Source organism: Sphingomonas oryzagri (genome assembly GCF_029906645.1).
GTDB lineage: Bacteria > Pseudomonadota > Alphaproteobacteria > Sphingomonadales > Sphingomonadaceae > Solisphingomonas > Solisphingomonas oryzagri.
This window is the reverse complement of record NZ_JARYGZ010000001.1, coordinates 2,826,997-2,847,150: the sequence shown is the minus strand read 5'-3', so window position 1 is coordinate 2,847,150 and position 20,154 is coordinate 2,826,997. Positions and strand designations below refer to the sequence as shown.

At 67.1% G+C, this 20,154-nt stretch carries 16 protein-coding genes; 8 read left to right on the top strand and 8 right to left on the bottom strand.

Going from position 1 to position 20,154, the window contains the following annotated elements:
• Positions 1-22: 22 nt before the first annotated feature.
• The 3 genes from QGN17_RS13800 to QGN17_RS13790 all read right to left on the bottom strand — a co-directional run bounded on the left by QGN17_RS13800 (position 23) and on the right by QGN17_RS13790 (position 3,746).
• Positions 23-1,720, bottom strand: coding sequence for a long-chain-fatty-acid--CoA ligase (locus tag QGN17_RS13800; RefSeq protein WP_281045048.1), 1,698 nt, complete (start codon positions 1,718-1,720; stop codon positions 23-25).
• A complete protein-coding gene (locus tag QGN17_RS13795) occupies positions 1,720-3,249 on the bottom strand; it encodes an OmpP1/FadL family transporter (RefSeq protein WP_281045047.1) in 1,530 nt (509 codons plus the stop codon). Before QGN17_RS13795 ends, QGN17_RS13800 begins: the two co-directional genes overlap by 1 nt.
• A 95-nt stretch (positions 3,250-3,344) precedes the next feature.
• On the bottom strand, positions 3,345-3,746 hold the full coding sequence (locus QGN17_RS13790) for a DUF2147 domain-containing protein (RefSeq protein ID WP_281045046.1): 402 nt from the start codon (positions 3,744-3,746) through the stop codon (positions 3,345-3,347).
• A 200-nt stretch (positions 3,747-3,946) separates the two neighbouring features.
• On the opposite strand from QGN17_RS13790, the gene QGN17_RS13785 reads away from it, so the two are divergent.
• The 3 genes from QGN17_RS13785 (at position 3,947) to QGN17_RS13775 (ending at position 9,317) form a co-directional block, all read left to right on the top strand.
• Positions 3,947-5,083 carry a thiolase family protein gene (locus QGN17_RS13785; RefSeq protein ID WP_281045045.1) on the top strand — a complete coding sequence of 379 codons (1,137 nt, stop codon included), beginning with the start codon at positions 3,947-3,949 and terminating at the stop codon, positions 5,081-5,083.
• A complete protein-coding gene (locus QGN17_RS13780) occupies positions 5,083-7,410 on the top strand; it encodes a 3-hydroxyacyl-CoA dehydrogenase NAD-binding domain-containing protein (RefSeq protein ID WP_281045044.1) in 2,328 nt (775 codons plus the stop codon). The genes QGN17_RS13785 and QGN17_RS13780 overlap by 1 nt, the downstream gene beginning before the upstream one ends.
• Before the next feature lie 107 nt (positions 7,411-7,517).
• Complete coding sequence (locus tag QGN17_RS13775) at positions 7,518-9,317, top strand: acyl-CoA dehydrogenase C-terminal domain-containing protein (protein WP_281045043.1); 1,800 nt, start codon at positions 7,518-7,520, stop codon at positions 9,315-9,317.
• A gap of 350 nt (positions 9,318-9,667) precedes the next feature.
• On the opposite strand, the gene QGN17_RS13770 is transcribed toward QGN17_RS13775, so the two are convergent.
• From QGN17_RS13770 to hpnI, 5 genes are all read right to left on the bottom strand, one after another.
• Positions 9,668-10,645, bottom strand: coding sequence for a lysylphosphatidylglycerol synthase domain-containing protein (locus QGN17_RS13770; RefSeq protein ID WP_281045042.1), 978 nt, complete (start codon positions 10,643-10,645; stop codon positions 9,668-9,670).
• A 1-nt stretch (position 10,646) separates the two neighbouring features.
• Positions 10,647-11,534, bottom strand: a complete 888-nt coding sequence (locus QGN17_RS13765) for a ferritin-like domain-containing protein (RefSeq protein ID WP_281045041.1) — start codon at positions 11,532-11,534, stop codon at positions 10,647-10,649.
• Positions 11,531-12,391 (bottom strand): hopanoid biosynthesis-associated protein HpnK, encoded by an 861-nt coding sequence (hpnK, locus tag QGN17_RS13760; protein ID WP_281045040.1) that lies wholly within the window; start codon positions 12,389-12,391, stop codon positions 11,531-11,533. Before hpnK ends, QGN17_RS13765 begins: the two co-directional genes overlap by 4 nt.
• A gap of 105 nt (positions 12,392-12,496) precedes the next feature.
• A complete protein-coding gene (hpnJ, locus tag QGN17_RS13755; RefSeq protein WP_281045039.1) occupies positions 12,497-13,945 on the bottom strand; it encodes a hopanoid biosynthesis associated radical SAM protein HpnJ in 1,449 nt (482 codons plus the stop codon).
• Positions 13,942-15,057 carry a bacteriohopanetetrol glucosamine biosynthesis glycosyltransferase HpnI gene (gene hpnI / locus QGN17_RS13750; RefSeq protein WP_281045038.1) on the bottom strand — a complete coding sequence of 372 codons (1,116 nt, stop codon included), beginning with the start codon at positions 15,055-15,057 and terminating at the stop codon, positions 13,942-13,944. Before hpnI ends, hpnJ begins: the two co-directional genes overlap by 4 nt.
• 76 nt (positions 15,058-15,133) lie before the next feature.
• Here hpnI and hpnA point away from each other — a divergent pair, with 76 nt between their 5' ends.
• From hpnA to hpnE, 5 genes are read left to right on the top strand one after another with little or no spacing between them, the layout of a single operon-like run.
• Complete coding sequence (gene hpnA, locus QGN17_RS13745) at positions 15,134-16,123, top strand: hopanoid-associated sugar epimerase (RefSeq protein ID WP_281045037.1); 990 nt, start codon at positions 15,134-15,136, stop codon at positions 16,121-16,123.
• Positions 16,123-17,247, top strand: coding sequence for a glycosyltransferase (locus QGN17_RS13740; RefSeq protein WP_281045036.1), 1,125 nt, complete (start codon positions 16,123-16,125; stop codon positions 17,245-17,247). The genes hpnA and QGN17_RS13740 overlap by 1 nt, the downstream gene beginning before the upstream one ends.
• Complete coding sequence (gene hpnC, locus QGN17_RS13735) at positions 17,244-18,083, top strand: squalene synthase HpnC (protein WP_281045035.1); 840 nt, start codon at positions 17,244-17,246, stop codon at positions 18,081-18,083. The genes QGN17_RS13740 and hpnC overlap by 4 nt, the downstream gene beginning before the upstream one ends.
• Positions 18,080-18,895, top strand: coding sequence for a presqualene diphosphate synthase HpnD (hpnD, locus tag QGN17_RS13730; protein ID WP_281045034.1), 816 nt, complete (start codon positions 18,080-18,082; stop codon positions 18,893-18,895). Before hpnC ends, hpnD begins: the two co-directional genes overlap by 4 nt.
• Positions 18,892-20,148, top strand: coding sequence for a hydroxysqualene dehydroxylase HpnE (gene hpnE, locus QGN17_RS13725; protein ID WP_281045033.1), 1,257 nt, complete (start codon positions 18,892-18,894; stop codon positions 20,146-20,148). Before hpnD ends, hpnE begins: the two co-directional genes overlap by 4 nt.
• Positions 20,149-20,154: the final 6 nt, after the last annotated feature.

The window sequence follows — 20,154 nt, the reverse complement described above, 5'->3', positions numbered from 1 at the left end:
CAGTCCTGTCAGCCCCGACCCGTCAATTCCGGCCCGCCTTCGCCTTTTCTTCGGCGACCAGCTCCTTTTTGGAAAGTTTGCCGATCAGCGTTTTCGGCAGCTCGTCGCGGATTTCGATCGCCTTGGGCATTTCGAGCTTGTTGAGCTTGTCCTTCAGGAACTCGCACAGCTCGTCGACGGTCGCCGACTGGCCGGCCTTGAGCGTCACGAAGGCCTTGGGGGCCTGCCCCCGATAGGCGTCGTCCACCGCGATACACACCGCTTCGGCGATCGCGGGATGCTCGTAGAGCGCCTCCTCGATCGTGCGCGGATAGATGTTGTATCCGCTGGCGATGATCAGGTCCTTCATCCGGTCGACGATGAAGAGGTAGCCGTCCTCGTCGAGATAGCCGACGTCGCCGGTGCGCAGCGCGCCATCGACGAAGACCTCGGCGGTCGCGTCCGGGCGGTTCCAATAGCCTTTCATCACCTGCGGCCCGCGCGCGCAGATCTCGCCCTTCTCGCCTTGCGGCAGGATCCTGGTGGGATCGTCCAGATCGCGGATTTCGATCACCGTGCCGGGGAAGGCGGGGCCGGCGCTGTTGTCGCGCGGCGGCGCGTCGAGCGGGTTGCAGGTGATGATCGGCGAGGCTTCGGACAGGCCGTAGCCCTCGACCAGCGGCGTGCCCATGCGCTGCTCGTAGCGCTGGCGCGTCTCGAACGGCAGCGGCGCGCCGCCCGAAACCGACCATTTGATCGAGGCGAGCTTGGCCAGCTCCTTCTCGGGCAGGTTGTTGAGCGCGCCGTAGATGGTCGGCACGCCGTAGAAGGTCGTGCACCTGGCGCGCGCCACCGTGTCGACCGCCTGCTTCAGCTCGAAACGGGGCAGCAGCACCAGTTCGGCACCGTTGTCGATTCCGTAGTTGAGGATGCTGGTCAGCGCGAAGACGTGGAACAGCGGCAGCACGCCCAGGATGCGCTGCTGCTCGTTCGGGTCCATCTGGCCTGCGACGAACACGCTCATCTGAGCGCAATTGGCGGTGAGGTTGGCGTGCGTCAGCATCGCGGCCTTCGGCTCGCCGGTGGTGCCGCCGGTATATTGGAGAACGGCGACGTCGTCGGTCTTCACCGAGACGGGATCGGGCTTCCGGTCGGACGCGACGAGCGCGTGGAACTGCACGTGCAGCGCATCATGGGGCACGTGCGCGATCTCGCCGCGCTTGAAGATGCGGTAGCCGATCGCCTTGAAGGTCGGCAGCGCGCCGGAGATCGGGCAGACGATCAGCTTGCGCAGGTTCAGCTGCTCGGCGACCTTGGTCACCTTGTCGTGGATCGAGGTGATGTCGCAGGTGGCGACTACCTGGCAGCCCGAATCCTCGATCAGGTGGCACAGCTCGCGCTCGACATAGAGCGGGTTCAGGTTGACGACGATGCCGCCGACCCGGAAGGTCGCGAAGTAGAGCGCGACGTAATACGGCGTGTTGGGCAGGCACAGGCCGACGCGGTCGCCGGGCTTCACGCCCAGGTCCTGCAGTCCGCGCGCCGCATGATCGACCAGCGAGCCAAGCTCGGCATAGGTCCAGCGGCGACCCATGAAATCGATCGCCACGCGCTCCGGCCAGGTGGCCACGGCGTGGTCGAGCAGGTCGGTCAGCAGGCGCGGCGCGAAGGACGGGGAATGGCCGGAGCCATTCCCCGCCGAAGCCGGCCGATCGTTGGAGGCGAGGGCCGGGTCGCTCATCAGAAGGCCACGTGCCCGCCGAGCGAGAAGACCAGCGCGTGGGCGTTGTGCAACTCGCCATCGCTGATGATCGCGGTCTGCACCGGCGTGCCGACATAGGCGTAGGTGGTGTCGCTGATCCGCGCGTTCTGGATCTTGTCGTAGCTGAACGCCGCGTCGAGACCCATGTGGTTGTTCATCTCGAAGGAGCCGCCGGTCGCGAAGTTCCAGCGGTTGCCGTCGGGCACGCGCGGATCGCGGAAGCCATCCTGAATCGGCGTACGATCACGCTGCACGCCGCCGCGCCAGGTGAACTGCTTGCTCACCTTGTAATCGAAGCCGACGGCATAGGCCCAGCTGTTCTTGTAATTCTCGGTGACCGACTGATCGGGGTTGTCACCCAGATTATAGAGATTGATCGCGTTGAACTTGCTCCAGCCGTAGCGCGTCACCTGGGTGTTGAGCGTCAGCTGCGGCGTGACGTGGTAACGCATACCGACGTTGACCTGCCACGGCGTCGTGAAGCTCGCCCGCGCACCGTCGACGCGCTGGTTGGCACCCTGCGTGGCGAGCAGGCCGGAAAGGCCGTCCACGATCAGGTGACCCTTCAGGTGGTGCTTGATCGCCGACTTGTAGCTGACGCCGAGATCGACCTTGTCGTTGTGATACTGGAAGCCGAACGAATAGCCGACGTCCCAGCCCGATCCCTTCAGATACTGGTGCCCGTCCGGCGTGTTGAGCGCGGCCGAGAGCGGGCCGCCGACGCCCGCGCCGATCTGCTGCGCCAGCGTGGCGCCGAGCGGCCCGAGCACTGCCAGCTGCTGCTGGAGTGACTGGGTGAGCGCGCCCTGGATGTTGGTCAGCGGGTCGGGCAGGTAGTTGGAGAGCGTCGCGCGGACATATTCGATGTTGGGCGCCGCACCGATGCTGAGGCCGCCATGGTGCCAGGCGAGCGCCGGCTGGAAGTCGAAGGTGCGCAGACGCGACTTGTCCGCCGAATAGCGCGTCCAGTCGTTCGCCCCGTAATTGGTGGTGAAGCTGTACGGCGAGGTCATGGTGAAGCCGAAGGCGAAGCCCTTCGGCAGCGGGATGGCGAAGCCGCCATTGGGCAGATAGCCCTTGTTCACCATGTTGTGGACGTTCTGGTTGCCGCCCACCGGATCGGTGCTCGACGCGATGTTCGGATAGCTGAGCGAGATCGGCAGCGGCGGCACGCCGGGCAGCGCGTTGAGGTTGGGCAGGCCCGGAACCGCGGCGCCGAGCGGAAGGCCCGGCCGCACGACGCGCGAGTTGATGTTGGTGGCATCCGCCGTCGGATCGATGAAGCTCAGGCCGACATAGTTCTGGAAGCCGGAGATGCCGCCGATCGCGGCGGGGTTCCACCATTGCTGCTGGGCGCCCTGTTCGGACACTTCGCCAGAGAAGGCGCGGCCGACGGCCTTGGTGGACTGCTCCTGCAGGTAGAAGGCGGCGGCGTTCGCCTGGGCCGCCAGGCCCGTCGCCGCCGCCAGCGCGGCGGAGGCGAGGAGCGCGGTCTTTTTGATTGTCATGTTCTCTCCCTAATCCCTTGTTCCGGTCTACGGGCCGGCTCCGCGCTAACGCAGGTCAGCGATGACGGGTCCCTCGCGGGGCACCTGGGTGGCGATTACTTCACGCGGGTCCACGTATCGGTCTTGCAGGCGGGCCAGATGATGCAGCCGCGCAGCTTGAGCGAATTGGCGTCCACCGGCGTGATCTTGCCGCTGTAGGTGCCGCCGTCATTGGGATTGTAGACCTTGCCGCCGGTCCAGGCGCCGTCGTCCCAGCTGAAGCCGCTGAGCATCTGGATGCCCTTGAGCTGGCGGCCGCGCAGGCTGGCGTCCTTGTTGTTGACGTCCTTGGCGGCCGGGTTGGCCTTGATGTCGTCGCCGCTTTCCAGCGTGCCGCAGATCGAGCTGCCGCATTTCTGGATGCTGATGATGCCGTTCTTGGTCGGCGAATGCCAGGTGCCGATCACCGAATCGGCCGACGGGGCGGCAAGGAACGCCGCGAAAAGCATGGGCAACATGAGGCCTCTCCTCCTCGACTGGAACATCTCGACCCGGCTTGCGCTCTTGTCGGCGCATGGGGCCACCGCCTGCCGCTACGGCGAGGCGACTCGTATCTTGTGACGCAAAAATTGGTTGACGTATAGGGAAATCGTCGCACCTTTAAGGCAACTCGGCGACGCTCTATATCGAGGGCGCCGTTATTCAGGAGAGGATTCGGATGTCCGACGTCGTGATCGCGGGTTACGCCCGCTCGCCCTTCACTCTGGCGAACAAGGGCGCGCTGGCCCGCACCCGCCCCGACGATCTGGCCGCCCAGACGATTCGCGGGCTGCTGGAGCGTACCAAGGTCGACCCGGCCGAGATCGAGGACATCGTGCTCGGCTGCGCCTTCCCGGAAGGGGAGCAGGGCCTGAACGTCGCACGGCTCATCGGGTTGCTTGCCGATCTGCCGCTGCAGGTCGGCGGCGTCACGATCAACCGCTTCTGCGGTTCGTCGATGAGCGCGATCCACTATGCGATGGGCCAGATCGCGATCGGCGCGGGCGAGGCGTTCATCGCAGCCGGCATCGAATCGATGAGCCGCATCCCGATGGGTGGCTTCAACCCGATGCCCAGCCCCGAGCTCTACGCCAAGCGCCCCGGCGCCTATATGGGCATGGGCGAGACGGCCGAGAACGTCGCCCGCGACTATCAGATCCCGCGCGCCGAGCAGGAAGCGCTCGCCGTGAAGAGCCAGCAGAAGGCCGCCGCCGCGCGCTCGGCCGGCAAGCTCGTCGACGAGATCGTGCCGATCAAGACCAAGGGTGGCGATGTCACCGAGGACGGCATCATCCGCGCCGATACCACGGCTGAAATCCTCGCCGGCCTCAAGCCCGCCTTCGACAAGGAGGGCACCGTCACCGCCGGCACCTCCTCGCCGCTGACCGACGGTGCGTCCGCCGTGCTGGTCACCTCGGCCGAGTTCGCCGCCAAGCACGGCCTCAAGGTGCTCGCCAAGATCAAGGCGGTCGGCATCATGGGCTGCGCGCCAGAGACGATGGGCCTTGGCCCGATCGGCGCCTCAAAGAAGGCGCTGGAGCGCGCCGGCATCACCGCCGATCAGCTCGACGTGGTGGAGATCAACGAGGCTTTCGCCAGCCAGGCGATTGCCTGCATCCGCGATCTCGGCCTGAAGGAAGAGACGATCAACATCGACGGCGGCGCGATCGCCATCGGCCACCCGCTCGGCGCCACCGGCGCGCGCATCGTCGGCAAGGCGGCGGCGCTGCTGGAGCGTGAGGGCGGCAAGTACGCGCTCGCCACCCAGTGCATCGGCGGCGGGCAGGGCATCGCCACGGTGTTGGAGCGCGCATAATGGTGGGGGAGATCAAGAAGGTCTGCGTCATCGGCTCCGGCACGATGGGCGCAGGGATCGCCGCACAGGTCGCCAATGCGGGCGTCCCCGTGCTCCTGCTCGATATCGTGCCCAAGGAGGGCAGTGACCGCGACGCCATCGCCAAGGGCGCGGTGGCCAAGATGCTCAAGACCGATCCGGCGCCCTTCATGTCGAAGCGCGCCGCGAAGCTGGTCGAGACCGGCAATATCGACGACGATCTCGACAAGGCCGGCGAATGCGACTGGATCGTCGAGGCGATCGTCGAGCGGCTCGACATCAAGCAGTCGCTTTATGAGAAGCTGGAGAAGGTGAAGAAGCCGGGTGCGGCGATCTCCTCCAACACCTCGACCATCCCGCTAGGCCATCTGGTCGAGGGTCGGACGGACCAGTTCAAGCGCGACTTCCTGATCACCCACTTCTTCAACCCGCCGCGCTACATGCGGCTGCTGGAGATTGTGGCCGGCCCGGAAACCGATCCGGCGCTTGTCGCCAAGGTCGAGGCCTTCGCGGATCGCGCGATGGGCAAGCGCGTGATCCACACGCACGATACGCCGGGCTTCATTGCCAATCGTCTCGGCACCTACTGGCTGGCGATCGCGGTCAACGCCGCGATGGACCTCGGTGTCACCGTCGAGGAGGCCGACCAGATCGGCGGCCGCCCGATGGGCGTGCCCAAGACGGGCATCTTCGGGCTGATCGATCTCGTGGGCGTCGACCTGATGCCGCTTCTTTCGAAGAGCCTCGGCGACACGCTGCCCAAGGGCGATCCCTATTTCGACACGATCCGGCCGATGCCGCTGGTCGAGAAGATGATCGCCGAGGGCTATACCGGCCGCAAGGGCAAGGGCGGCTTCTACAAGCTGGAGAAGGGCAAGGACGGCAAGCGCACCAAGCTGTCGCTCGACCTTGTTTCCGGCGAATATCGCGCCGAGCAGAAGCCCGCCGCCCTTCCCGGCAAGGCCGAGCGTGACCTTGCGGCGCTGGTGACGGCGCCGGGCAAGGTCGGCGAGTATGCGTGGGCGGTTCTCGGTCCTGTCCTCTCCTACGCGGCCAAGCTGGTCGGCGAGGCGGCGGACGACATCGTCGCGATCGATGACGCGATGAAGCTCGGCTACAACTGGAAGTTCGGGCCGTTCGAACTGATCGACAAGCTCGGGCCGGGCAAGCTCGCCGAGCGTCTGGCCGCCGAAGGCAAACCGGTGCCGGCTTTGCTCAAGGCGACGGGCGACAAGCCCTTCTACCGGATCGAGAACGGCAGGCGCCAGTATCTGACCGCCGAGGGCGCCTATCACGACGTGAAGCGCGCCGAGGGCGTGGAGCTGCTGGAGGACATCAAGCTCCGCACCGAGCCACTCGCGAAGACGGGTTCGGCAGCGCTGTGGGACGTCGGCGACGGGGTGGCCGCGATCGAGTTCACCGGCAAGATGAACGCGCTGGATGAAGAGGTGATCAAGCTGATCAACCTCGCCATTCCGATCGTGAAGGCGCAGTTCAAGGCGCTGGTGATCTACAACGAGGGCAGTAACTTCTCGGCCGGCGCCAATCTCGGCCTCGCCATGTTCGCGGTGAACATCGCGGCGTGGAGCGAGATCGAGAAGCTGATCGCGGGCGGCCAGGCGGCGTTCAAGGCGCTGAAATACGCGCCCTTCCCGGTGGTCGCGGCGCCGGCGGGCCTCGCGCTCGGCGGCGGGTGCGAGATCTGCCTGAACTCGGATGCGATCCAGGCCCATGCCGAAACCTATATCGGTCTGGTCGAGACCGGTGTCGGCCTCGTGCCGGGCTGGGGCGGCAATGGCGAGATGCTCGATCGCGCCGCCAAGGCCAAGATGATGCCCAAGGGGCCGATGCCGCCGCTCGCCAAGGTGTTCCAGACGGTCTCGACCGCGACCGTCGCCAAGTCGGCGGCGGAAGCCAAGGAGCAGATGTTCCTGCGCGAGAGCGACGGCATCACCATGAACCGCGACCGCCTGCTGGCGGACGCCAAGGCCAAGGCGCTGTCGCTGGTCGACGGCTACGCGCCGCCCGAGCCGCCGGTGTTCAAGCTGGCGGGGGCCTCTGGCCGCACCGGTCTCAACATGGCGGTGCGGGACTTCCAGAAGAAGGGCATCGCCACCGCCTATGACGGTGTGGTCGCCGATCGTCTCGCCGAGGTGCTGACCGGCGGCGAGGCCGATTTGCTCGACACCGTGACCGAGGACCAGCTGCTCAGGATCGAGCGGGCGAAGTTCCTCGAAAGCATGAAGGACAGCCGCACGCAGGCCCGGATCGAGCATATGCTCACCACCGGCAAGCCGCTGCGCAACTGAGGAGGTAGCCCCTGTGCGGGTTCGGCCTGCTTATCTTGACTCGAAAATCAAGATATGGCTACGCGGACCGAACCCGGACGGTGGGCGGTTGAGAGGATACAGGGACGATGCAGACCTACGACGCGCCGCTGCGCGACATGCGCTTCGTGCTCCACGAGCTGTTCGCCGACGACGGGTTCGGCGGGCTGAAGGCACATGAGGAATTCACCCCGGACCTGCTCGATGCGGTGCTGGAAGAGGCCAACAAGGTCGCCAAGGACGTGCTGCTGCCGCTGAACGCGAGCGGCGACATCGAGGGCTGCACCTACGAGAATGGCGTCGTCCGCACGCCCAAGGGCTTCAAGGAAGCGTACGAGACCTTCCGCGAGGGCGGCTGGGCGTCGCTCGCCTCCGATCCCGAATGGGGCGGGCAGGGCCTGCCGGAGACAGTGAACAAGCTGGTCGAGGAGATGATCTGCGCGACCAACGTGTCGTTCAGCCTCTATCCCGGCCTCACCCACGGCGCGACCACCGCGATCGAAGGCCATGCCACCGACGCGCTGAAGCAGGCCTATCTGCCCAAGATGGTGAGCGCCGAATGGTCCGGCACGATGTGCCTGACGGAGTCGCATTGCGGCACCGATCTCGGCCTGCTGCGTACCAAGGCCGAACCGCAGGCGGACGGCAGCTACAAGATCACCGGCTCCAAGATCTTCATCTCGGCCGGCGACCATGACCTGACGTCCAACGTCATCCACCTCGTCCTCGCCCGGCTTCCCGATGCGCCCAAGGGCGTGAAGGGCATCTCGCTGTTCCTCGTGCCCAAGTTCCTGCCCAAGGACGACGGCACGCCGGGGCCGTCCAACGGCGTCTCGGTCGCGGGGATCGAGCACAAGATGGGGCTGAAGGCTTCCGCCACCTGCCAGATCAATTTCGACGATTCGACCGGCTGGATCGTCGGTGAGGCCAACAAGGGCCTCGCTGCCATGTTCACGATGATGAACACCGAGCGCGTCTCGGTCGGCGTGCAGGGCCTCGGCATCAACGAGATCGCCTACCAGTCCGCCGTCGCCTACGCGAAGGAGCGGCTGCAGGGCCGCTCGCTCTCGGGCGTCAAGAATCCGGATGGCCCCGCCGATCCGATCATCGTCCACCCGGACGTACGCCGGATGCTGATGACGATGCGCGTCTATGCGGAAGGGTGCCGCGCGCTCGGCCAGTGGTGCTCGCGCGCGCTCGACGCCGAGAAGCATAGCGACGATCCCGAGGTGAAGGTCCGCGCGACGCGCTTCGTCGCGCTGATGACGCCGGTGGTGAAGGCGCTGTTCACGGATCTGGGATCGGAGGCCGCGAACCTCTGCGTCCAGACCTATGGCGGCCACGGCTTCATCCGCGAACATGGCGTCGAGCAGTTCGTCCGCGACGCGCGCATCGCCCAGATCTACGAGGGCACCAACGGCGTGCAGGCGCTCGATCTCGTCGGCCGCAAGCTGGGTGCGGACATGGGCGCCAACCTGCGCCCCTTCTTCCACGCCGTCTCCAACCTGCTCGAGGATATGGCGAAGGCGGACGACAAGGTGCTGAAGATCTGGACCGGCGGGATGCAGCAGGCGTTCGGTGCGCTGCAGCTTTCCACCGCGACGATCGCGCAGAAGGGCCTGAAGGATCCGGAGGAAGCGGGTGCCGCCGCGACCGATTACCTGCGCCTGATGGGGCTGGTCGGCATGGGTTACACCTTCCTCAAGGCCGGCAGGATCGCGACCGCGAAGCTGGCGGAAGGCGCCGGCGAGGATGAGGGCTTCTACAAGGCGAAGCTGGCGACGGCCGGCTTCTTCTTCGATCGCATCCTGCCGCAGGCGACCGCGATCTTCCTCGCCATCAAATCGGGCAAAAGATCGATGATGGCCTTGCCGGCCGAAGCGTTCTAAAGCATTTTCCAATCAGGTGGAATCACCTGATGACTCGGAAAATGCGGCAGACCAAATACCTGGAGCGGTTGATCCGGTGCAACCGGATCGGAACCGCTTCAGGATCGAGATCGGACGGGCTGAGCTCCCTTTGCCCGTCCGCACCCCCGGTGACAGTAGCGTGTGCGTATCGTCCGTTCAGTGCCCGCAGTGACGCGTTGCCCACAGGAGCAATCGCATCCAGGCGCGCATATCGGCATTATGACGTTCCGTCCGTCGCGCGGCGCGAGCCGGCGTGGGCTGTTTCCAGATCGTGGCCATGATTCCCCCGAATCCCTGATGGTTCGAGGCTAGCGGAAAAGAGTGACCGTTTAGCGAACCGATTGCGGGGTTCGACGAACGTCCAATGCCTGCCACACCAGCAAGGCGGGCAGACCGATCGCGATGTCCCGCGCGCGCTTGATCAGCGACAGCGCCACCGCCGCTTCCGGCCCCAGCCCGACCAGCGGCCCGAGCAGGGCATAGCCCGCTTCCTGCACGCCGATCGCGCCGGGAATGACGAACGCCGCGCCCCTCAGCGCGAAGATCAGGCTTTCCAGCGCGACGATCCGCCAGAAGGCGATCGGCTCCCCGATCAGCGACAGCGCCATGCTGGCGAGCAGGGCGGCATAGAGCCAGCCGGCAAGATTGAGCAGGAAGGAGAGGGCGACGGCGCCCTTGTTGGCATAGATGCTGCCCAGCTCCACATGCAGCCGGTCGAAGCCGATCGGCGCATTGGGCAGCATCTTCTGCGCCAGCCCGTCGGCGAGCTTGAGCAGCGGGCGCTGGAGCAGGATGAACGCGCCGGTCATCGCGATCGACAGGCCGACCCCCACCCACGCCGCCGGGCCGACCGCATGGCGCTGGCTGTCGATCAGGATCGAGGCGATCGCCGCCACGCCGAACAGGGTGACCGCGACCTGGCTCGCCATCTCTGTGGTGAGGTCAACCACCATCGCGGCATAGGTGCGCGGGCCGGGCAGGCCGAGGCGGGTCAGCGCGCGCGCGCCGACGATCAGCCCGCCGATCTGGCTGAACGGCAGCAGGTCGTTGGCGCCCTCGCGCGCGATCCGTGCCCACGCAAAGAGCGGCAGGCGCTTCAACGGCTGGCCGGGCATCGAGGCCCACCACGCCGCGCCGAGGATCAGCGACAGGACGAGGCTCGCCGCGCAGAAGGCGAGGAAACCCAGCCACCCCATTCGGTCGATCGCGTGGAGCAGCCCCGCGAAACCGACGCGGTGCATCGCCCATACGGCGGCGGCAAGCCCGGCGATGGTCGCCAGCGCGATCGGCCAGCGGAGACGGTCCAACTCAGGCGGTCTTGCTCTTGGGCGCGAACCTGAGCGCGAGGCGCATCATGGCAGGCACGAATTTCGGGCGGATCAGTCGCTTGTCATAGGGGGCGAGGCGGCGGTCATTCTCGGACAGGCAGATGCGCGCCAGTTCCGGAAAGCTCACCTCGACGCCCAGCTCCTTCGAGCCGTTGAGCGTGAAGTTGTTCTCCTGCGCCTTGCTGTTGTCCCCCATGCCCTTCGCCATATCGATCCGTTCGAGGATCAGGAAGAGCCAAACGGCGAGTACCTTCGCCTCGAAAAAGGGGCGGCGCCACCACGGCATCGTCCGGCGCCACCAGGCGACCCAGTTGACGAAGAACAGGATGTGCCGCCCTTCCTCGCGCATCACCGGCTCGAACGTGTCGATCAGCGCCTTGGGGAAGAAGCCGGTATCCTTGGCGATCTTGAACAAGCCGAAGCCGAAGAAGCTATCGATGCACTCTGAATAGCCGGATCGCATGAAGGCCCATTCGGCATCCCTGGGCTTGATGTAGTCCGGCTCGGGCTCCAGTTCGATGCCGTAGGCCTTCACCATGTCGGCGAGGACGACCTTGTGGCGCGCCTCCTCGAAGGCATCCATGTCGATGGTGGCCTTGAGCAGCGGATCCTTGATGGTTTCGCCGAAGGTCTTGACGAACAGGCCGGTGCGCCCCTCGGTCTGCACCGCCATGTCCCAGATCGGCAGCGAGACGATGCGCTGGCGGGTTTCCTCCTCCAGCTCGGGCCATTCGATCAGCGCTGGCTGATAGGGATCGTGCGTGTCGAGCAGCTGGCGGCACATCAGGCGCAGATGGGCTTCGGAGCCGAGCCGGACGGTTTCCTGAGGGCCGGGTGCCGGCGCCTCGATCTTTTCCATCACGCTCATGCATTCTGCTCCTTATCGGTCGTGAAGTCTGCGAAACGACCGAGCCTTATCTCTTGCTCCCTGACGCTGTCCTTTATGGCCGGATCAACTAAGGCGGCCAGTTCCGCGCGATATTCGTAGCCCGGCGCCGAACCCGGATAGGCATCCTCGGTTGCCGGGTGGGTGTAGATTTCGGTGAGGCCGGACGGCAGGCGCTCGATCAGTGCGGTGAGGCGCGGCGTGGTCATGTGGCCGGACCAGGCGAGGCCCAGCACCCGATCAGGCACGGTGAGGCCGGCGCGGCGGAAGCGGCTCGCGAGGCTATTCGCATAAGGCCCGGCGATGCGGCCGGCGAGGGTGGGCTTCACCGGCTCGATCGCGCCGATCAGGTCGAGCGGCTCGACGGGCGCGCGCGCCGCCTTCAGGCCGTATCGCGCGCCGATCTTCAGGATCAGCCCGGCGATCGTCGGGTGCAGGTGGAAATGCTTGTGGGCATTGACGTGGTCGAGGTGCAGGCCGGTCGCGGCGAAGGCGGCGAACTGCGCCTCGATCTCGGCGGCGAGTTGGCGGCGGACGGCGGGGCGGAAGAACATGTTGGCGCCGGCCAGCGCCATGTTGGTACGGAAATGGCCGCTGCTGTCGAGCAGATCGGGCACCTGTTCTGGCGGCAATGTCGGCCGCCCCTCTACCAATACCAGATGGAGGCCGACGCCCAACGCCGGCAGATGCCGCGCGCGGATCAGCGCATCTTCAGCCGCCTCACCCGCCACCATCAGGCTGGCGGCGGTGAGGATGCCGGTGCGATGCGCGATCTCGATGCCTTCGTTGACGGCGACCGAGGCCCCGAAATCGTCGGCGGTGACGATGAGGTTGCGCAAACTAATCTCCGCTCGTCCTGAGCCTGTCGAAGGACGTGCCGCAAGCGCTGCGCCCGCTGCACGTGCTTCGACTTCGCTCAGCACGAACGGATTCCCACTCAGCCGTCAGGCGGCTTCCTTGCGGTGGCGCAGGAAGCTGAAGAACTCCACGCCTTCGCGCAGGCGACGCTTCATCATGTCCCAGTCGCGCACCATCTCGCCCACAATCGCGCCGATCTTGCGCGGGCGGAAGTAGAAGCGCTTGTAGAACTCCTCCACCTTGTCGAAGATCACCGCCGACGAGAGGTGCGGATAGCTGAGCTGCGCGATCTGCGTGCCGTCGTCGTTCAGCAGGTGGTCGGTGCCGTCGAACCACTTGTTCTCGACCGCCTGGTTGTAGAGGAACGTGCCCGGATAAGGTGCGGCCAGCGACACCTGGATGGTGTGCGGGTTCAGCTCGATCGCGTAGCGGATCGTCTCCTCGATCGTCTCCAGCGTTTCGCCCGGCAGGCCGAGGATGAAGGTGCCGTGGATCGTGAGACCCAGCGCGTGCGCATCCTTGGTGAACTGGCGCGCGACCTTGGTCAGCAAGCCCTTCTTGATGTTGTGCAGGATCTGCTGGTTGCCGCTCTCATAGCCGACCAGCAGCACGCGGCAGCCGCCTTCCTTCATCGCCTTGAGCACCGGCTGCGGCACGTTGGCCTTGGCATTGCAGCCCCAGGTGATGTCGAAGCCCTTGGTGCCGAAGCCGAGCTTGCGCATCTCGCCCGACAGCTCGACGACGAAATCGTGCGCGTCGGCCAGCGTATCGTCGTCGAAGAAGATCTCCTTGATCTCGGGCATTTCCTTGAGGACGTACTTCACCTCCTCGATCACCGCCGCGACCGAGCGGTGGCGATAGCGGTGGCCCGCGATCGTCTGCGGCCACAGGCAGAAGGTGCAGCGGCTCTTGCAGCCCCGGCCGGTGTAGAACGAGACGTAGGGGTGGCGCTGATAGCCGCCATAATATTTGGTGAGATCGAGGTCGCGCCGGTAGATGGGCGAGACCATCGGCAGCACGTCCATATTCTCGATCTGCGCGCGATCCTTGTTGCGGACGATCGTGCCGTCCGGGCCGCGCCAGGTGATGCCGTCGATCTCGGCGAGCGGCTTGCCCGACGCCAGCTCGACGCAGGTGAAATCATATTCCTCGCGGCAGACGAAATCGAGCGCCTCGCACGCCTTCAGGCTCTTCTCGTCCTCGATCATCACCTTGGCGCCGACCATGCCGACCAGCGCCTTGGGGTTGCGCTGCTTTACAAGCTCGGCGGTGCGCTTGTCCTGATTGAAGCTGGGCGTCGAGGTGTGGAGGATGACGAGTTCCTTGTCGTCCACCTCATGCTTGATGTCGTCCCAGCTCTGGTCCTGCGCGGGCGCGTCGATCAGGCGCGAACCCTCGATCATCGCGGCGGGCTGCGCGATCCAGGTCGGATACCAGAAACTCTTCACTTCGCGCTTCATCTGGTAGCGCGCACCGGCGCCGCCGTCGAAACCGTCGAAGGAGGGGCCCTGCATGAAGAGGGTCTTGAGCGTCATGGGTATCGAGTCTCCGGTTCGGCTGTCATGCGGCCGTCACGCGCCATATGAAGCTGCGCGCCCCGCCAATCAACACGGCGGGTGAAAAAGGCCCCGACATAGAGGCCGAAAGACAACAGGTCGCGCGCCGGCAGCCACCAGAGCGGCGCGGTGCGGCGGCCGGTGATGACGTCGATCCGCTCGGCGAGCGCGAGGCGGGCGAGCAGGGCGACGAAGGGCACCCACCAGCAGGCGCCTGCGATCCAGGCGATCAGGCCCCAGACCAGCGGATAGGTGACGATGCTGCCGGCATAGCCCGCCGGATCGAGCATCCGCACGGTGGCGTTCCAGCGCAGTTCGTGCGCGGCGAGCGCGGCGAGGCTCGTCTCGGTGCAGCTGTGGGTAACGATCGGCGCGGGGACGACTACCTGGAGGCCGAGTTCGCGCACGGCCATGCCGATGGCGTTGTCGTCGGCGAGCAGATCCCTGAAACGCTCGAACCCGCCTATCGCGTCGAGAGTCTCGCGGCGCATCGCGATGGTCGAGCCCATGCACGGTTTGGCGAGGCCGGTGGCCAGCCCGACCATCACGCTCGGCAGGAAGCCCCAGCTGATTCCGGCCGCCGCCATGCGCGACCAGCCGTTCGTCTCGCCGCGCCCGCTATAGAGCAGGGTGACGGCGCCGACCCCCGGCTCCTCCAGCGCGGCGGCGATGCGGGCGGCGTAGTCGCGCGGCACGCTCATGTCGCTGTCGGAGAGGATGACGATCTCGCCGTCCACCTCGCGCATCATGTTGATGAGGTTGGAGACCTTGGCGTTCGATCCGTGGCGGGCGGGATCGATCACGGTGCGCGCGGTCGCCGGCACGGCGGCGAGGGCGGGATCGTCGGCGCGCGAGACGCCGCACACCATCGCGATCGGCCCGTCATAATCCTGATCGAGAAAGCCGGAGAGTTTCACGGCCAGTTCCGGCTCCGGGCCATACAGCGGCTTGAGCATCGTGATCGACGGCGTCGCGGCCGGACGCTTCGCGGGCGTGTCGCGCCACCGCCCCGCCAGCGCGGCCCCCGCCAGATTGTACGCGACACCCACCATCGCGATCGCCGCTAGGATATCGGGGATGAAGGCGGGCACTCCGTTTCCTTAAAGCGGTGTCATCATGGGGTCGGGGGTTCCCAAATGCCTCCGTGCCGCCCTAGAAGCCAGCCCGATGAAGGGGTCCATCCTGATAACCGGCGTGTCGGGCTTCGTCGGCGCGGCCGTCGCCAAGGCCTTCGCCGCCGACGGCTGGCAGGTGAAGGGCCTCGCCCGCACCTCCAGCCCGACGACCAATCTCGACGGTTTTCCCGGCGATATCGTGCGCGGCGACATGCTCGATCGGGCGGCGATGGCGCGCGCGCTGGAGGGCTGCGACGCGCTCGCCCATGTCGCCGCCGACTACCGGCTGTGGGCGCCCGACCCCGAAGAGATCGTCCGCCACAATCGCGAAGGCACGCGCGTCGTGATGGAGGCGGCGCTGGCGGCGGATGTGAAGCGCATCGTCTACACCAGCAGCGTCGCGACGATCGCTCCGCTGCCCGGCGGGGCGGCGGGCGAGGACCGGCCGCTGACCGAGCGGACCGCGATCGGCGCCTACAAGCGCTCCAAGGTGGTAGCCGAGCGGCTGGTCGAGCAGATGGTGGCGGAGCGCGGGCTGCCCGCCACGATCGTCAATCCCTCCACCCCGATCGGCCCGCGCGACGTGAAGCCGACGCCGACCGGGCGGATTCTGGTCGAGGCGGCGACCGGCAAGATCCCCGCCTTCGTCGATACCGGCCTCAACATCGTCCATGTCGACGATGTCGCGCGCGGGCATGTGCTGGCGCTGGAAAAGGGCGCGTTCGGTCGTCGCACGATCCTCGGCGGCGAGGACGTGATGCTCAAGGATCTGCTCGTCGAGGTGGCGCGGCGGGTCGGGCGCAAGGCGCCGACGATCAGCCTGCCGATCGCGCCGCTGATGCCGCTGGCGACGGTCTCGGAGGCGTGGGCGCGCGTCGCCGGCAGGGAGCCGATGCTGACCCGCGATGCGCTGAAGATGGCGCGCTACAGGATGTTCTTCTCGTCCGAGCGGGCGAAGGCGGAGCTGAGCTACACATACCGGCCGTGGCAGCAGGCGGTGGGCGACGCGCTCGGCTGGTTTCGCGCTCAGGGCATGATCTGATGCTGATCGCCCTGCTCTCGCTGCTGATCTGGGTGGGGCTGCTCGCCTTTCGCGAGCAGTTCTGGCTGGCGCGCGACACCGACGAGGCGCCGGTGCCCGATCCGGCCGCATGGCCTGCTGTCACCGCCATCATCCCCGCACGCGACGAGGCGGAGGTAATCGGTCGCGCCATCGCCAGCCACATCGCGCAGGATTATCCGGGCGATTTCCGCATCGTGCTGGTCGATGACGGCTCCAGCGACGGCACCGCGCAGATCGCTCAGCAGGCGGCGCAGGGATCGGATCGCCTCGCCGTGATCGCCGGCACGCCGCCGCCCTCGGGCTGGACGGGCAAGCTCTGGGCGATGCGCAACGGTGTCGAGCAGGCGGGCGATGCGCCCGACTATCTCTGGTTCACCGACGCCGACATCGCGCATGCGCCCGATACGCTGCGTTCGCTGGTGGCACGCTCCGAGCGCGAGAAACTGGCGCTCAACTCGCTGATGGCGGAGCTGCGTTGCGACAGCCTCGCCGAGAAGGCGATGATCCCGGCCTTCGTGCTGTTCTTCCAGATGCTCTACCCCTTCCGCCTCGTGAACCGCCCGCAGGCGAAGCTGGCGGCGGCGGCGGGCGGCTGCATGTTGGTCAGGCGCGAAGCGCTGGCCAGGGCGGGCGGCCTCGCCGTGATCGCCGACGCCATCATCGACGATTGCGCGATGGGCGAGACGATGAAACGGCAGGGGCCGATCCGTCTCTCGCTCACCCGCCGTTCGGTGAGCCTGCGCCCGTATGGCGGCTGGGGCGAGATCGTCGCGATGATCAGCCGCTCGGCCTATGCGCAGCTCAATTATTCGCCGCTGCTGCTGGCGGGGACGCTGATCGGCCTGCTGCTGATGTTCGTGGCGCCGGTGGGGCTGGCCCTGTTCGGCAGCGGCGGCGCGCGGCTGTGCGGGGCGCTGGCGTGGCTCGCCATGGCGGTCTGCACTCAGCCGATGCTGCGCTTCTACCGGCAATCGCCGCTCTGGGGGCTTGCCATGCCCGCCATCGGCATGATTTACGCCGCCGCGACATTTCTGTCCGCCTGGCAGCATTGGAACGGCCGCGGCGGCATGTGGAAGGGGCGGGCGCAGGCCCGAGGAACATGAACGCGACGGCTGCGGATCTGGCCTCGGGCAAGGGCCACAAGGACGAGAATTTCCCGGTCGCCAGCAAGCTGGTGGCGCCGCAATATCGCGCGCCGATCATGGCCTTCTACCGCTTCGCGCGCCTCGCCGACGACATCGCCGATCACGAGACCGTGCCCGCCGACCAGAAGCTGGAGCGGCTGGAGATCATGCGGATGGGCATCACCGGCGAGTGCGATGCGGAGCCTTCGGCCGTCGCGCTGCGGCAGGTGATGGCCGAGCGGAAGCTCGATCCCGTCCATGCGCTCGATCTGCTGGAGGCGTTCCGCCGCGACGTCACCAAGCTGCGCTATGGCAGCTGGGACGAGCTGACCGACTATTGCCGCTTTTCGGCGAATCCGGTCGGCCGCTTCGTGCTCGACGTGCATGGCGAGGATCGCGCGCTGTGGCCCGCCAACGATGCGCTGTGCACAGCGTTGCAGGTGATCAACCACCTGCAGGATTGCGGGAAGGATTTCCACCAGCTCGATCGCGTCTATCTGCCGCAGGACATGCTGTCGGCGGCTGGCGCGCGCACTGCCGAACTGGGCGAGGACAAGGCCTCGCCGGCCCTGCTCACCGTGATCCAGGCCTGCGCCGAGCGGACCCAGCATCTGCTGGCCGACGCCGCGCCTTTCGCGCGCAAGATCAGGGATCGCAGGCTCGGCGTCGAGGTGGCGGTGATCCAGCGTCTCGCGGTCAGCCTCGCCGCTCGCCTTCGCCGCCGCGATCCGCTCAGCGAGCGTGTCCATCACGGCAAGGCCGAGGCGCTGCTGCTCGCCTCGGGCGCGGCGTTGGGAAGGTTCGTCCGCCCGTGAACGCGCCGTCGGCTTCGGGTTCGTCCTTCTACGCGGGGATGAAGGTGCTGCCGCGCCCCGAGCGGCACGCCATGTACGCGCTCTACGATTTCTGCCGCATCGTCGACGACATCGCCGACGACATGCAGGGGGATCGGCCGTCGCGCGCCGCGCAGCTCGATCGCTGGCGCGCCGATCTCGGCAGCCTCTATGCCGGCGGCGATCCGGGCGTGGCCGCGATGCTGGCCGAGCCTGTCCGGCGCTTCGGCTTGCGGCGCGAGGATTTCGAGGCGGTGATCGACGGCATGGCGATGGATGTCGCCGGCGATATCCGCTGGCCGAGCGCCGACACGCTCGATCTCTATTGCGACCGGGTGGCGAGCGCGGTGGGGCGTCTCTCGATCAAGATTTTCGGGATGGAGGAGCGCGCCGGGTTCGAGCTGTCCCACCATCTCGGCCGTGCGCTGCAGCTGACCAACATCCTGCGCGACATCGACGAGGATGCCGCGATCGGCCGTGTCTACCTGCCGCTCGAGGCGATCGAGGCGCAGGGCATCGCGGTCGGCGACATCGCCACCGTGATCGGCGATCCGCGGATCGACGGCGCCGGGCAGATACTCGCCGCACAGGCGCAGGAGCATTTCGTCACCGCCCAGGCGATCCTGAGGACACGTCCGAAGGGCCACCTGATCGCGCCCAAGCTGATGGCGGCCGCTTATTCCGAGCTGCTGCGCCGGATGCGACTGGCCGGCTGGGCGCCGCCGCGCGAGCGGGTCCGCCACAATCGGCTGGCGTTGCTCTGGACGCTGGTGAAGCTCCGGCTGGGGCGGTGAAGCCGGAGCCGAAGACCGCCCACGTCATCGGCGCGGGGCTGGCGGGGCTTTCGGCCGCCGTCGCGCTGACGCAGGCGGGCTGGCGGGTGACGCTGAGCGAGGCGGCACGGCAGGCGGGCGGGCGCTGCCGGTCCTATCGCGATCCGCAGCTGGGTGTCACGATTGACAACGGCAACCATCTCGTCCTGTCGGGCAACCATGCGGTGCGCGCCTATCTCGCCACGATCGGCGCGAGCGAGCGGCTGGCTGGGCCGGACGAAGCGCGCTTCCCGTTCATGGACGTGGCGAGCGGCGAGCGCTGGGTACTCCACCCCAATGGCGGCCTGCTGCCATGGTGGCTGTTCGCGAAGCATCGCCGCGTGCCGGGAACGAAACCGCTCGACTATCTCGCGCTAGCCCGGCTGATGGGCGCCTCGCCCGACCAGACGATCGGGCAGGTGTTGCGGCCCAAGGGGGCGCTGTGGGAGCGCTTGCTCGACAATTTCCTCGTCTCCGCGCTCAACACCCCGGCGAAGGACGGTTCGGCCGAGCTGGCCGGCGCGATCGTGCGCGAGACGCTGGCGAAGGGGGGCGCCGCCTGCCGCCCGTTGATCGCCGAGCCGACGCTCGCCGCCGCCTTCGTCGATCCGGCGCTGGCGTGGCTGGAGGCGCGCGGCGCGAGCATCCGGCTGGGGCGGCGGCTGCGGGCGCTGGAGGTGGACGGACGCGTCACCGCGCTCGATTTCGCCGACGGTCGGGAGACGGTGGCGGACCATGAGCCGGTCGTCCTCGCGGTGCCGGCATGGGTGGCCGCCGATCTGATCCCCGGCCTCGTCGTGCCGGACGCGCATCACGCGATCGTCAACGCCCACTTCCTCAGCGCCCCGCCGGCCGGCGCCGCGCCGATCACCGGCGTCATCGGCGGCACGGCGGAGTGGGTGTTCGCCTTCCCCGATCGCCTCTCCACCACCACCAGTGCTGCCGATGCGCTGGCAGAGGAGGATCGCGAGGCGGTCGCGCGCCGGCTCTGGGCCGACGTGGCTCAGGTCCATCATCTCCCGCCCGATCTCCCCCGCTGGCAGATCGTCACCGAGAAGCGCGCGACCTTTTCGGCCACACCCGAGCAGGAAAAGCGGCGCCCCGGATGCCGTTCGTCGCACGATAACCTCTTCCTGGCTGGCGACTGGACGCGAACCGGGCTACCGGCCACCATCGAAGGCGCGATCCGTTCGGGAAGGACGGCCGCCGCCGCAGTGGTGAACGGGAAAGTTTGATTTGCT